The organism is Halopelagius fulvigenes (genome assembly GCF_055398025.1).
Window position 1 is genome coordinate 2,236,370 of sequence record NZ_AP043846.1, and the last position, 12,287, is coordinate 2,248,656.

The 12,287-nt window shown below is 67.5% G+C and carries 13 protein-coding genes and 2 pseudogenes; 10 read left to right on the forward strand and 5 right to left on the reverse strand.

All coding sequences use genetic code 11. The features are described 5' to 3' along the window. Positions 1-117 precede the first annotated feature (117 nt). The 3 genes from ACZ522_RS16305 to hisF all read left to right on the forward strand — a co-directional run bounded on the left by ACZ522_RS16305 (position 118) and on the right by hisF (position 4,677). Positions 118-1,941, forward strand: coding sequence for an alpha-glucosidase (locus ACZ522_RS16305; RefSeq protein WP_379697248.1), 1,824 nt, complete (start codon positions 118-120; stop codon positions 1,939-1,941). Positions 1,942-2,040: 99 nt separating this feature from the next. Continuing rightward, complete coding sequence (locus tag ACZ522_RS16310; RefSeq protein WP_379697245.1) at positions 2,041-3,804, forward strand: glycoside hydrolase family 13 protein; 1,764 nt, start codon at positions 2,041-2,043, stop codon at positions 3,802-3,804. A gap of 60 nt (positions 3,805-3,864) precedes the next feature. After that, complete coding sequence (gene hisF / locus ACZ522_RS16315) at positions 3,865-4,677, forward strand: imidazole glycerol phosphate synthase subunit HisF (protein WP_379697243.1); 813 nt, start codon at positions 3,865-3,867, stop codon at positions 4,675-4,677. Between the two features lie 82 nt (positions 4,678-4,759). Here the strand turns inward: hisF and ACZ522_RS16320 are convergent, their stop codons facing one another. Together ACZ522_RS16320 and ACZ522_RS16325 are read right to left on the reverse strand one after the other, a co-directional pair. Next, a complete protein-coding gene (locus tag ACZ522_RS16320; protein WP_092536614.1) occupies positions 4,760-5,044 on the reverse strand; it encodes a DNA-directed RNA polymerase subunit L in 285 nt (94 codons plus the stop codon). 26 nt (positions 5,045-5,070) lie between these two features. Continuing rightward, the gene (locus ACZ522_RS16325) at positions 5,071-6,057 is read right to left on the reverse strand and encodes an MBL fold metallo-hydrolase (protein WP_379699875.1); all 987 of its coding nucleotides are present in this window, start codon (positions 6,055-6,057) and stop codon (positions 5,071-5,073) included. Positions 6,058-6,152: 95 nt separating this feature from the next. Here ACZ522_RS16325 and ACZ522_RS16330 point away from each other — a divergent pair, with 95 nt between their 5' ends. Continuing rightward, positions 6,153-6,548, forward strand: a complete 396-nt coding sequence (locus ACZ522_RS16330; RefSeq protein WP_379697239.1) for a hypothetical protein — start codon at positions 6,153-6,155, stop codon at positions 6,546-6,548. 60 nt (positions 6,549-6,608) lie between these two features. Further along, positions 6,609-6,740, forward strand: a pseudogene (locus ACZ522_RS16335) (DnaJ domain-containing protein); the annotation flags it as partial. Between the two features lie 77 nt (positions 6,741-6,817). Here the strand turns inward: ACZ522_RS16335 and ACZ522_RS16340 are convergent. Next, a complete protein-coding gene (locus tag ACZ522_RS16340; RefSeq protein ID WP_379699972.1) occupies positions 6,818-7,093 on the reverse strand; it encodes a hypothetical protein in 276 nt (91 codons plus the stop codon). Between the two features lie 277 nt (positions 7,094-7,370). Here ACZ522_RS16340 and ACZ522_RS16345 point away from each other — a divergent pair, with 277 nt between their 5' ends. Continuing rightward, positions 7,371-7,802: a hypothetical protein gene (locus ACZ522_RS16345; protein WP_379699970.1), complete on the forward strand. Its 432-nt coding sequence runs from the start codon at positions 7,371-7,373 to the stop codon at positions 7,800-7,802. A gap of 51 nt (positions 7,803-7,853) precedes the next feature. Further along, positions 7,854-8,531, forward strand: coding sequence for an MBL fold metallo-hydrolase (locus ACZ522_RS16350; RefSeq protein ID WP_379697237.1), 678 nt, complete (start codon positions 7,854-7,856; stop codon positions 8,529-8,531). Between the two features lie 516 nt (positions 8,532-9,047). Here the strand turns inward: ACZ522_RS16350 and ACZ522_RS16355 are convergent. Then, positions 9,048-9,674, reverse strand: a complete 627-nt coding sequence (locus tag ACZ522_RS16355) for a uracil-DNA glycosylase family protein (protein WP_379697235.1) — start codon at positions 9,672-9,674, stop codon at positions 9,048-9,050. Positions 9,675-9,772: 98 nt separating this feature from the next. Next, a complete protein-coding gene (locus tag ACZ522_RS16360) occupies positions 9,773-10,249 on the reverse strand; it encodes a DUF5793 family protein (protein ID WP_379697233.1) in 477 nt (158 codons plus the stop codon). 131 nt (positions 10,250-10,380) lie between these two features. On the opposite strand from ACZ522_RS16360, the gene ACZ522_RS16365 reads away from it, so the two are divergent. The 3 genes and pseudogenes from ACZ522_RS16365 to ACZ522_RS16375 all read left to right on the forward strand — a co-directional run bounded on the left by ACZ522_RS16365 (position 10,381) and on the right by ACZ522_RS16375 (position 12,259). Then, positions 10,381-10,884: a DUF7549 family protein gene (locus tag ACZ522_RS16365; protein WP_379697231.1), complete on the forward strand. Its 504-nt coding sequence runs from the start codon at positions 10,381-10,383 to the stop codon at positions 10,882-10,884. Positions 10,885-10,997: 113 nt separating this feature from the next. Further along, a pseudogene (locus ACZ522_RS16370) lies at positions 10,998-11,516 on the forward strand (type II secretion system F family protein); the annotation flags it as partial. Positions 11,517-11,563: 47 nt separating this feature from the next. Next, positions 11,564-12,259, forward strand: a complete 696-nt coding sequence (locus tag ACZ522_RS16375) for a class I SAM-dependent methyltransferase (RefSeq protein ID WP_379697228.1) — start codon at positions 11,564-11,566, stop codon at positions 12,257-12,259. Positions 12,260-12,287: the final 28 nt, after the last annotated feature.

Consider the following 12,287-nt stretch of genomic DNA (forward strand, 5'->3'; position numbering starts at 1 on the left):
CCCCCGTACAAAAGCGCACCTAACCCGAACGGCGCGGCGCGCCGCGACGGGGGCGGGATGACGCCGCCGACGCAAACATTCGCCGGGGCTAAGTGTCGCCCGTCCGGAACTGTACACGTGACCGACGACAACCACGCCCGCGCGGGGGACGACGTCCTCCCGAACGGCGAACCGAGGCGGTGGTGGAAGGAGGCCGTCGTCTACCAGATTTACCCGCGGAGTTTCAACGACTCAGACGGCGACGGGGTGGGCGACATCCCCGGCATCGTCGAGAAACTCGATTACCTCGACGAGTTGGGCGTGGACGTGATCTGGCTCAACCCCGTCTACGAGTCGCCGCACGCCGACAACGGCTACGATATCGCCGACTACCGCTCCCTGTCGGACGAGTTCGGGACGATGGCCGACTGGGAGGAACTACTCGCGGGCCTCCACGAACGCGACATGCGCCTCATCATGGACCTCGTCGTGAACCACACCTCCGACGAACACGAGTGGTTCGAACGCTCCCGTTCGTCGACGGACTCGGAGTACCGCGACTACTACATCTGGCGCGAGGGGCGCGACGCAGAGAACGTGGACGGCCCCGTCCCCGCCGTCGGCCCCGAGGACGAAGCGCCGCCGAACGACTGGCGGTCGCTGTTCGGCGGCCCCGCGTGGGCGTACGACGAGGAGACCGGCGAGTGGTACCTCCACCTGTTCGACCGCAAGCAACCGGACCTCAACTGGCGCAACGAGGACGTGCGCGAAGAGGTGTACGAGATGATGGAGTGGTGGCTGGAGATGGGTATCGACGGCTTCCGGATGGACGTCATCAACCTCATCTCCAAGCCCGAGGGCCTGCCGAACGTCGGGTCGGAGACGACGACGGTCGAACTGGTGGCGAACGGGCCGAACGTCCACGACTACATCTCGGAGATGCGCGACGCCGTCTTGGACCGCGATCTGCTGACGGTCGGGGAGATGGTCGGCCCGGAGATGCCGATGGAGGAGGCGCGGCGGTACGTCACCCCCGGCCCGGAGGGCGACGGCCTCTCGATGCTGTTTCACTTCGAACACGTCGTCCTCGACAGGGGCGAACTGATGTGGGACGTGGAGGAGTGGAGCCTCACCGACCTGAAACGCGTCTTCGACCGGTGGCAGAAGGGGCTCGAAGAGGAGGGGTGGAACTCGCTGTACCTCAACAACCACGACCAACCCCGGATGGTGTCGCGGTTCGGGAACGACGGCGAGTACCGCCGCGAGTCGGCGAAACTCCTCGGAACGCTCCTGCACACGCTTCAGGGGACGCCGTACGTCTACCAGGGCGAGGAGTTGGGGATGACGAACTACCCGTTCTCCTCGTTCGACGACTTCCGCGACGTGGCGACGCTCAACCGCGTCCGCCGCGCGCAGAAGACGGGCGAGATAGCGTCGTTCGAGGAGGTGAAACGCGGCCTGCGGAACAACAGCAGGGACAACGCCCGGACGCCGATGCAGTGGAGCGACGACGACCACGCCGGGTTCACCGACGGCGACCCGTGGATAGCCGTGAACCCTAACTACTCTCGCGTCAACGTGGAAGACGAACGGCGCGACTCGGAGTCGGTGTGGCACTACTACCGACGACTGTTCGAACTCAGGGACGAACACGACGTCGTCGCCTACGGGGATTACGAACCGTACTTGCGGGACCACGAACGACTGTGGCTCTACACCCGGTCGCTCGGCGACGTGACGCTGTTCGTGACGCTCAACTTCGCCAGCGAACCGACCGCGTTCGAGGTGCCCGACGCCGTCGCCGCCGCCGTCGGAGGCGACGAGAAGGGGGAGGCGGAGGCGACGGGCGCAGGCCCGGACGTGCTCTTGGCCAACTACGACGTTTCGGAGGCGCGGGCCGACGCCATCACCGAGGGGTCGGTCGAACTCCGTCCGTGGGAAGCGCGAGTGTACCGACTCTGAGGCGACTCGCCGACTCGCCGACCCGCCGAGGAGTATCGAACCGCACGACCGAGGGACCGAACCGATGGAGTGAACATGAGACAGTTAGGAATTTCAACTATGCCGCAGTTCGACCGCGCGTGGTGGAAGGAGGCGGTCGTCTACCAGATTTACCCGCGGAGTTTCAACGACTCGAACGGCGACGGCGTCGGGGACATCCCCGGCATCGTCGAGAAACTCGATTACCTCGACGAGTTGGGCGTGGACGTGGTGTGGTTGAACCCCGTCTACGAGTCGCCCGGCGTCGATAACGGCTACGACATCGCCGACTACCGGTCGATAAACGAGCGGTACGGCACGATGGCCGACTGGGAGGAACTGCTGGCCGGACTGCACGAACGCGACATGCGCCTCATCATGGACCTCGTCGTGAACCACACCTCCGACGAACACGAGTGGTTCCAGCGCTCTCGCTCCTCGCCGGACTCGGAGTACCGCGACTACTACATCTGGCGCGAGGGGCGATCGCTCGGAGAGGCGGGGGTCTCTGCGGCCGAGTTCGACCCCGCCGACTACCACCTCCCGGAGGGGGTGTACGAACTGCCGCCGAACGACTGGGAGTCGTTCTTCGGGGGGTCGGCGTGGACGTACGACGAGGAGACCGGCGAGTGGTACCTCCACCTGTTCGACGAGAAGCAACCGGACCTCAACTGGCAGAACGAGAAGGTGCGCGAGGCGATCTACGAGATGATGGAGTGGTGGTTACAGAAGGGTATCGACGGTTTCCGGATGGACGTCATCAACCTCATCTCCAAGCCCGAGGGCCTGCCGAACGGGGAGGACTCCGACGCCATCGTCCGCGGCGCGGACCAGTTCGTCAACGGGCCGAACGTCCACGAGTACATCTCGGAGATGCACGACCGGGTGATCTCGGACTACGACGCGATGACCGTCGGCGAGATGGCCGAAGTCTCCGTCGAGGAGGCCAAGAAGTTCGGCGAGGACGGCATGAGCATGGTGTTCAACTTCGACCACCTCCGACTCGACTTCGGTCCCGAGGGCGGCCGGTGGTCGAAGGGCGAGTGGACCCTCGACGAACTCCGCGACACGCTGACGGAGTGGCAGAAGGGACTCGAAGGCGACGGGTGGAACTCGCTTCACTTTAACAACCACGACGAACCGCGGATGGTGTCGCGGTTCGGAAACGACGAGGAGTACCGCCGCGAGTCGGCGAAACTCCTCGCCACCCTGCTTTTGACGCTGAAGGGGACGCCGTTCATGTACCAAGGCGAGGAGATCGGGATGCAGAACTACCCGTTCGAGTCGCTGACGGAGGTGCGCGACGTGGACACGCTGAACAACGTCCGCGTGGCCCGCCAGAGCGGCCGCCTCGAATCCGAGGAGGAGGTTCTGGACCTCGTCCAGTACCGCTCTCGCGACAACGCGCGGACGCCGATGCAGTGGCACGACGACGAACACGCCGGGTTCACCGAGGGCGACCCGTGGATGCCGGTAAACCCCAACTACACGGAGGTCAACGTCGCCGCCGCGCGGCGCGACGAACGGTCGGTCCGCCGGTACTACCGGCACCTTCTCTCCGCGCGCGACGAGCACGACGTGTTCGTCTACGGCGACTACGTCCTCCACACGACGGACCACGACCGGGTGTGGGCGTACTCGCGGGTGACGCCCGACGCGGAGTTGTTCGTCGTCCTCAACGTTTCGAGCGCGACGACGACGTACGCCCCGCCCGCGAACGTGGTCGGCGAGGCGGAGTTCCTCGTCGGGAACTACAACACCCCCCTCGGGCGGATAAACGACACGCTGGACCTGCGTCCGTGGGAGGCGCGGGTGTACCTCCTCGACGAACCGGTGACCGCGTGAACCGGTCGTCGCCGTAGTCGAAACCGTCAAACGGTCGTTGGACGAACCTTCGGGTAGCGAATGCTCACGAAGCGAATCATCCCCTGTATCGACGTCGACCTGGACGAAGACGGCGAGCCCGCGGTCTACACCGGCGTCAACTTCGAGGACTTGGAGTACACCGGCGACCCGGTCGAGATGGCGAAGGCGTACAACCGCGCCGGGGCCGACGAGTTCGTCTTCCTCGACATCACCGCCTCCGCGGAGGGCCGCGAGACGATGCTCGACACCGTCTCGCGGGTGGCCGACGAGGTGTTCATCCCCCTCACCGTCGGCGGCGGCATCCGCACCCGCGAGGACATCAAAGAGACCCTCCGCGCCGGCGCGGACAAGGTGTCCATCAACACCGCCGCGTTGCGGAACCCCTCGCTCGTCAACGAGGGCGCGCGGTCGTTCGGGAGTCAGTGCATCGTCATCTCCGTGGACGCCCGCCGCCGGTTCGACGAGGAGGGCGAGCACTACGAACGGGTCGACGGCGAGTCCTGTTGGTTCGAGTGCACCGTCAAGGGCGGCCGCGAGGGCACCGGCGTGGACGTGGTGGAGTGGGCCAGCGAGGCGGCGTCCCGCGGCGCGGGCGAACTGTTCGTCAACTCCATCGACGCCGACGGCACGAGGGACGGCTACGACATCCCCCTGACGCGGGCCGTCTGCGAGAACGTCTCGACGCCCGTCATCGCCTCCTCGGGGTGCGGCGGCCCCGAGGACATGTACGAGGTGTTCACCGAGGCGGGCGCGGACGCCGGACTCGCGGCCTCCATCTTCCACTACGGGGACTACTCGATAGAGGAGACGAAGCGGTATCTCGCCGACAGGGACGTTCCGATTCGCTTCTGAGCGACCGTCTCTCCGACGACGGAGACGCCTCTCGCCGGGTGCCGGGTTCCGTCGGAAGAACGGACGCAGGAACGGTCTGCGTCTACAGTGCGGCCTCGAAGGCCGTCGTGAAGTCGTCGGTCATGTTCTGTACGCGCCGGGAGGCGTCCGCGAGGGCGTCGAGGGGGTCGGTGCCGTCCACCGTCTTGATAGAGAGGATGGGGTCCGTCTGGCCGCCGGACTGCTCGGGGTTCACGTCGTACGTCGCGGCGGCGACGCCCTCCGTCTCCAGGAGTGCGCCCTTGATGACGTTCATGAACGTGTGGTCCTCGCCCGCGATCTCCATGCGGAGTTCCTCGTCTGTCTTATCGATGACCCGCAGTTCCATGTCCCTCCTTTCCCGGCGGCGGCGTTTCAGTATTTCGTATTCGGGAACAGGTCCGCGACGTTCGGGTCCGACTCCAAGAGGCGGTACTCGTCGCCCGCCCGTTCGGCCGCGCCCCGCCGGACGAGGTGGTCGAGGTGGGCGAACGCCTCGCCCGGTCCGTGGAGGATGTGGATGTCCTCCAGTTCGCCGAACAGGTCCGCGCTCACCGTCCACGGGTCCGCGCGCCCGCGTTCCCGGAGGACCGAGACGACTCGCTCCGTCCGGTCGCGGTGGTGTTCGAGGATGGTCCGCGCCCGCGCCGTCGGGTCGTCGATGGGGTCGCGGTGGCCGGGCCACGCCCGGTCGAGGTCGCGGTCTATCAGGCGGACCAGACTCTCGACGTACCGTTCGAGGGGCCCGTCCACGCTGAGGTCCGCCCCGCCGACGTTCGGGGTGTACTTCGGGAGGATGGCGTCGCCGACGAACGCCTCCGCCGCCCCGTCCGCCCCGGCGACGAACCCGACGAGTCCGGCCGCGTGGCCGGGCAGGTGGACGACTTCGAGTTCCCCGTCGCCCGCGGACACCCGGTCGCCGTCCGAGAGCGTCTCCACCTCGACGGCCTCGCCCCGCAGGTCGCCGTGGCGGTCCAGAAACTCGACCAACTCCGCTCGCTTCTCCGCCGGGATACCCCACTCCTCGAAGCGGCGGTCCCTGCGCCGCCGTTCCGCGTCGAGGGCGTCCCCGTCGCCGGCGATACGCGGCGCGTCCGCCTCGTGTGCGCGAACCGTCGCACCGCTCTCGGCGGCGAGTTCGCCCGCGAGGCCGGCGTGGTCGGCGTGCCAGTGGGTCAGGAGAATCTGGTCCACGTCGGCGACTTCGACGCCCGCCGCCGCGAGGCCGGCATGCAGGTCGTCGCGAACCGAATCGAGCGACGCCCCGGGATCCACGAGCGTCGTCCGGTCGCCGCGGAGGAGGTAGGCGTTGTTGCGCCCCTCGAAGACGGCGTTGCCGAGTCGGATGCGGTGGAGGTCCATGTCTCGCCGGACGAGAAGCGGGTCAATGAGGGTTTTCATCCCCTCGAATCGCCGCGGACCGTACCGTTTCAGGCCTCCGGGGCGAACGGGCCGATATGTCGGAGTATCAACCCGGCGAGTGCAACATCGGCGAGGCCGAGCAACGGCGACGCTACGCGCTGGGAGGCGTCGCGTCCGTCGCGACGCTCGTCCTCATCACGTGGGTGCTCGCCACCGACGGCCCGATGTGGGTGCTCGTTCTCTGCGCGCTTCCCCTGTTCGGCGCGGCAGAAGGGTTCTTTCAGGGGCAGTTCGAGTTCTGCCCCCGCTTCGCCTCGCTCGGCATCTACGACGTGAGCGAGGGGGGCGACGACCGCCGCGAGGTGTCGGTGGAGGAGGACCGCCGCGCGGACAGGCGACAGGCGCGGCGGATTCACGCCTACTCCGCGGTCACCGCGGTCGTCCTGACGGTGCTCCTCTACGTCGTCGCCTACCTCGTTCATATCGAATGACTGACCAGTAGGGCGCCGGTACATTCAAAGCAGGTGATTTCGTACCGGGTAGCGACGGGAATGGACGACTTCTACGATCTGCTGGAGGTTTCCGAAAATGCCTCCCACGACGACATAAAGGCGGCGTGGCGGGCGAAGGCCAGACGGTACCATCCGGACGTGAACGACGACGACCGCTCGACCGCGCAGTTCAAGACGCTCAAGAAGGCGTACGAGGTGCTCTCCGACGAGACGGAGCGCTCCGCGTACGACCGGATGGGACACGCGAACTACGTCTCGAAGCGACTCGACGGCCTCCCGACGGCGGGCATGACCCGCCCCTCGAACGCCGGCGGGAACCGCTGGCAGACCGCCTCTCGGTCGGGCGGTTCGACGGGCGGCGGTCGGTCCTCGTCGGCGTCGGGCCGCGGCACCTCCGCGTCGTCGTCGCCTTCGTCGACCGCCTCGGGGTCGTCGCGTTCTTCGAGTTCCTCCACCCGGTCTTCGTCGTCCACTTCCACTCGCTCTTCGTCGTCCACTCGGTCCTCCAGGTCGTCCGCTTCCACCCGGTCCGCGACGTCGTCCGCGGGGTCGACGCGGTCCTCGTCGTCCGCGTCGTCCTCGACGGGAACGCGGAGTTCTCGGTCGTCGCGCGGTCGGTCGCGGCGATCCTCCGACCGGTCCTCCGGGGACCGAGCGTCGCGTTCCCGGACTCGGTCGCGGAGTCGAACCGACCGCGGCGCGGACGGGTCAACGTCGGACTCGGCATCGGCCTCCGAGTCCGACGCGGCGGCGACCGACGAGGGTTCGACGCGGAGTCCGCTCTGGTACGCGTGGACCGCGGTGTTCCTCGCGGGCGTCGGGTACGTCGCCGGTCTGGCCGTCTACCTGCGGTCGAACCTCGATGCGCTCTCCGTTCTCGCGTCGGCGGCGACGGCGGACCCGACGGCCGCGTTGTCGGCGAGTCACGGGTTGACGCCGCCGGGGGCGTTCGTCCTCGGAACCGTCGCCGCGCCGCCCTCGGTGGGGCTGGCGTTCCCGGCGGGCGCGGCCCTCCTCGCACTCGTCTTCGTCGGGACGGTGGCGAAGTTCGGCCGCGGGACGGCGTACCTCTACCTCGTCGGCGCGTTCGCCCCCCTCGGGGCGTTCTCGTTCGGGACGGCGGTGGCCGTGGAACCGTCGGGCGCGACGCTCGCACTCCTCGTCGTCCTCCCCCTCGCGGCGACGCTCGTCTTCCTCGGCGACGTGGGTTGGTTCCTGCTCTCGGACCGCTGACCCCGCCGAACGGGGACGGAACTTTTGTCAGTTCGCCGCGAATACGGGCGCATGAGCCTCGAACCGGGCGCGGTCAGACGATTCGATTTGCGAGGGGTCAACGCGTACCTCGTGGACGACCACGGGGTGTTGACGCTGGTGGACGCCGGCACGCCGTTGGACGGCGACCGGATGCGCGCGATGCTGGACCGGGCGGGCCTCTCGCCGGGCGACATCGAACGCGTGCTTCTCACCCACTACGACGTGGACCACGTCGGCGCTCTCGGTTCTCTCGGGTTGGACGGGGAGACGCCGATATACGTCGCGGAACCGGACGCCGCCTACCTGCAGGGCGAAGTCGTCCCCCTCCTGACGAACGCCAAGGGCGTCATCCAGCGACTGACCGCGCCACTCGCGACGGTGCCGGAGAACGAGGTTCGACTCGTCGCCGACGGCGACTCCGTCGGCGAGTTCGACGTGTACCGCACGCCGGGACACACGCCCGGCCACGTCTGCTACCACCACGACGCCCACGAGGCGGCGTTCCTCGGCGACTTGGTCCAGGAGTCCGGCGGGGGCCTCGAACTGCTCCCCCGGTTCATGAACTACGACACCGACCAGAACGCCGAGAGCGTCCGGGAGTTCGCGGAACGCGTCCCCCCGTTCGAGGCGGCCTGCGTGGGACACGGCTATCCCCTCCCCCGCGACGGGTACGGGGCGCTCCGTCGCCTCGCGGACAGACTGGCGTAACGACCACGGGCGTTTTCGATTCGGTCGGCGTATCTGCGGAGCGACGCGAGATTGCCGACATCGGCCTCGCCGACGCGACGACGTTGCGTCTCGCATCGTCGGAACGCTCGGCGACGGGGGCCGTCGCTGACGATTTCGGCGGATAACGGCGGCGTTGAGGTCCGACCGCTCGGTACCTGACGCTCCTCGGATAGTTCGGCGAGAAGGAAGCGGGGTCCGCGCGAAAGCGGGGCCCCGGACTGACCAAGCCACTGCGAAGAGCACCAGTCTCGCAGTTCCTTACCTGACGCGCCCGGAGTACACCACGCGCGTCAGTATGGTCTTTGACGCATGTCGTCAAAAGTCCTTTGTTCCTGCCAATAACATCCAACTCGTCATCGAGTAGTGGACGGATGGTTGGTAATTGTGGCCGTTATCGGCACGGAACCGAAAATCCATTTAATCTTCATGGTCGTTACTGTGTTATTCACCGGGGAAAATCGACCGAAATCGCCGTTTCGAGAAGCGTGCGGGTGATTAACGTACGAGATACGGGTCGTTGCCGGCTTCGAACCGGCCGAGGTCGGCCTCGCGTCGGTAGTCGGTCGATTGGAGTTCGAGCAGTGACTCGACCAGTCGGTCGTGGTGTGTCTCGTCCCACTCGGCGGGGTCCTCGATGGGGTAGACGAGGAAGCCGCTTCCGCGAATTTCCTCGCCGTGTAGCGCCTCCATGTCTATCTCGGTCTTCCACGCCTGCGCCGTGTAGTTCTGCAGGACGTGCGCCGTCGCGCGGGCGCCGACGGGCAGGAGGACGTGCGCGGCTATCGCGCGGAGTTCGGCGTCGAAGAATCGCTCCATGTCGTCGTACTCCGCCTGCGTCGGCGTTCCGTCGGGGACGCACATGTGCAGATACGAGAAGAAGGACTTCCGAACGTCCGGTCTGTCGCCGGTCGAATCGAGGAGGCCCGCCTCCGCGAGTGCGACCTGCAGTCGCACCCCGGGTTCGTTGGTGAACGGGACGCCCGTGGCCTCTCCGCCGTGGACGCCGGGATGGTCGCCGACGACGTGGAAGTTCGCGTTCGCGTCTCCGTACCCCGGAACGAACCGGTCGCACGCCGGTCGCATGCCGAAGGGATTGCTCGTGCGGTCGGTTACGTTCTCCACGACGCAGAAGTAGCGACGGCGGCGTAATATGTCGTGTGATTCCACCCGGGCGTCGTCGAGCGAACTCCTCGCCGGGCGGTCACGAGACCCCCGACGCCTCAGAGTTCGACGCCGGAGGGGATGAGACTCTGGCCGCGGAGGAGGTTACCCTCCTTGTCGTACACGAGAAACGTCTGTTTCTCGTAGGAGACGAGGTGTTCGCCCTCGACGCTGATTTCGACTCGATAGCGTCCCTCGTCCGGGTCGGCGGTGTACTGGCCGTACTCCCGCGCCGCGCGGATGAACCGGAGGACGTCGTCGGCGTCTTCGTTCAGTTCGAGCACGAAATCCCCGGTGATTCTGTTCGTGACGCTCACGACGCCCGTCGCGTCGGGGTCGTCGATGCCGTCCTGGAGGCGGTAGGCCACGTCCGTCTCCTCGGCCTCCAAAAGCGACTCCTCGGTCCCGGTCAAGCGCTCTCGGAGCGACCCCTCCGGACCCCGGAAGTCGATCCGCACGAGAGGCTTTTCGGCGTCCCCATCCGTCTCAACCCAGTCGATGTTTTCGACGTCCAACTGGAAGTAATCACGCCTCATTCCGTTACTAGAAGTTGGGTGCCCACCGCGTATGAACGTAACGCCTATCCACGTATCTCGGCCGACGGTCGGCACGCGTTGCGGTCGATGACAGTCGGTAGGTTTTACCCCTTCGACGGTTCGCCTCGGGTATGGTCTGGGTACGCTCCGAACACGCCGGGGCACTCGCAGTGGTATCCGCGTGGTTGACGGCGTTCATCCCGTGGAACGTGACGTACTCGTCCGCCGTCTCCGGCGGGTCCGTCCTCTTCGTCCGATTCCCGTTCTTTCAGATACGGTACGCGTTCGGCGTCCCGTTCGCCGACGCGGTTCACGTCTCCGACCCCCTCTCGGCCATCGCGTTCCAGTCGGGACAGACGATAGCGGTCGCCTATCAGGCGTGGGCGGTCGGCGCGGCCGTCCTCGCGGCGGCCGTCGCGTTCGCCGCACTCTACTACGCCCGCGAGGGCGCCGTCGAGGCGGGGCCGGTCGACCCGGTTCGCCTCCTCGGCGGACTCCTCGGCCTGACGGGCGTCGTCCTCTCGGCCGCCACCGCCCTCCTGTGGACGCGGGGGTTCCCCGGCGTCCCGATTCCCCTCGGCGTCGTCTTCTGCTTCGTCTTCGCCGGCGTCCTCCTGTCGGTTGACCGAACGTAATCGTTCGCACGAATTTAGGTCACTCCGACCGAAACGACCGGTGACCTTCGGAAGGGGGACGCATGTCAGAACCGAACGACGCGAGGGGTGACGGCGGGGACGCGACGGAGAGCGGTGAGGACGCGCAGACGGCGCTTCGCCGCATGGAGGAGCGCGTTCGGACGCCCCTCGTCTCGCGGGCGGTGACGCTCATCACGAACGCGATGGTCGCCAGCGGCGACATCGCGCCCGTCCTCCGCATCGCGGCCGACGAGGCGCGGGACGGTCGCCGACTCCGCGAGGAGCGACGACAGGAGATGCTTACCTACCTCGTCGTCATCTACGTCTCGTTCCTCGTCTTCCTCGGCATCATCGCGGCGCTGACCGTCGCGTTCATCCCGGCGGTCGAAGCCGCGGGCAGTTCGCCCGCCCTCGGGAGCGGGGAGGTCGGCGGCGTCTCCACGGGCCTCTTCTCCGGCCTGCGGGCCGTCGATACGGAGGCGTACGAACTGCTGTTCTTCCACGTGGCGGCCGTACAGGGCGTCTGCTCCGGCCTCGTCGCTGGGCAACTCGGCGAGGGGAGCCTCTGCGACGGCGTCAAGCACGCGACCGTACTGCTCGCCGCCGCGTACCTGCTCTTCGCCTTCCTGTAGCGACCGCGGGTCGTCGCGCCTTTGTACGCCGACGGCGACCGGAGGGTATGGACGGCGAGGACGATGGACGCGGCCCGGACGACGGCGGCACGAACGCCGACGGCCCGACGGGTGCGGAGACGCCGCGCGAGACGTACGACCGAATCGCCGAGCACTTCGCATCGACCCGCGAGTACCCGTGGCCCGAGGTGTCGTCGTTCCTCGACGACCACGCCGCCGACTCGGCGCGGGGGTTAGACCTCGGGTGCGGCAACGGCCGCCACGCGGAGGCGATGGCCGAGGACGTCGCCGCCGTCGTCGGCTTCGACGCGAGTCGCGGGTTGCTCGACCAGGCCGCCGAACGGGCGGCGGAGCGAGGGTTCGACGTCGAACTCGTCCGAGGCGACGCCGCCGAACTTCCGTTCCGCGACGACGCGTTCGATATCGCCGTGTACGTGGCGACGCTCCACCACCTCCGGACGCGCGAGGACCGCGTGCGGAGCCTCTCGGAGTTGGCGCGCGTCCTCCGCCCCGAAGGGCGGGCGGTGGTCAGCGCTTGGTCCACCGAACACGACCGGTTCGAGGAGACGGAGGGGTTCGACACCACCGTCGATTGGACGCTCCCCGGCGGCGAACGCGTCCCGCGGTTCTACCACATCTACGCCCCCGACGAGTTCGAGTCCGACCTCGGCGAGAGCGACCTGCGCGTGCGCGAGGCGTTCGTCTCCAGTGGGAACTGTTACGCCGTCGTCTCGCCGGCGTAGCCCGCCGTCCGGCGGCGTTTCGCGGCTG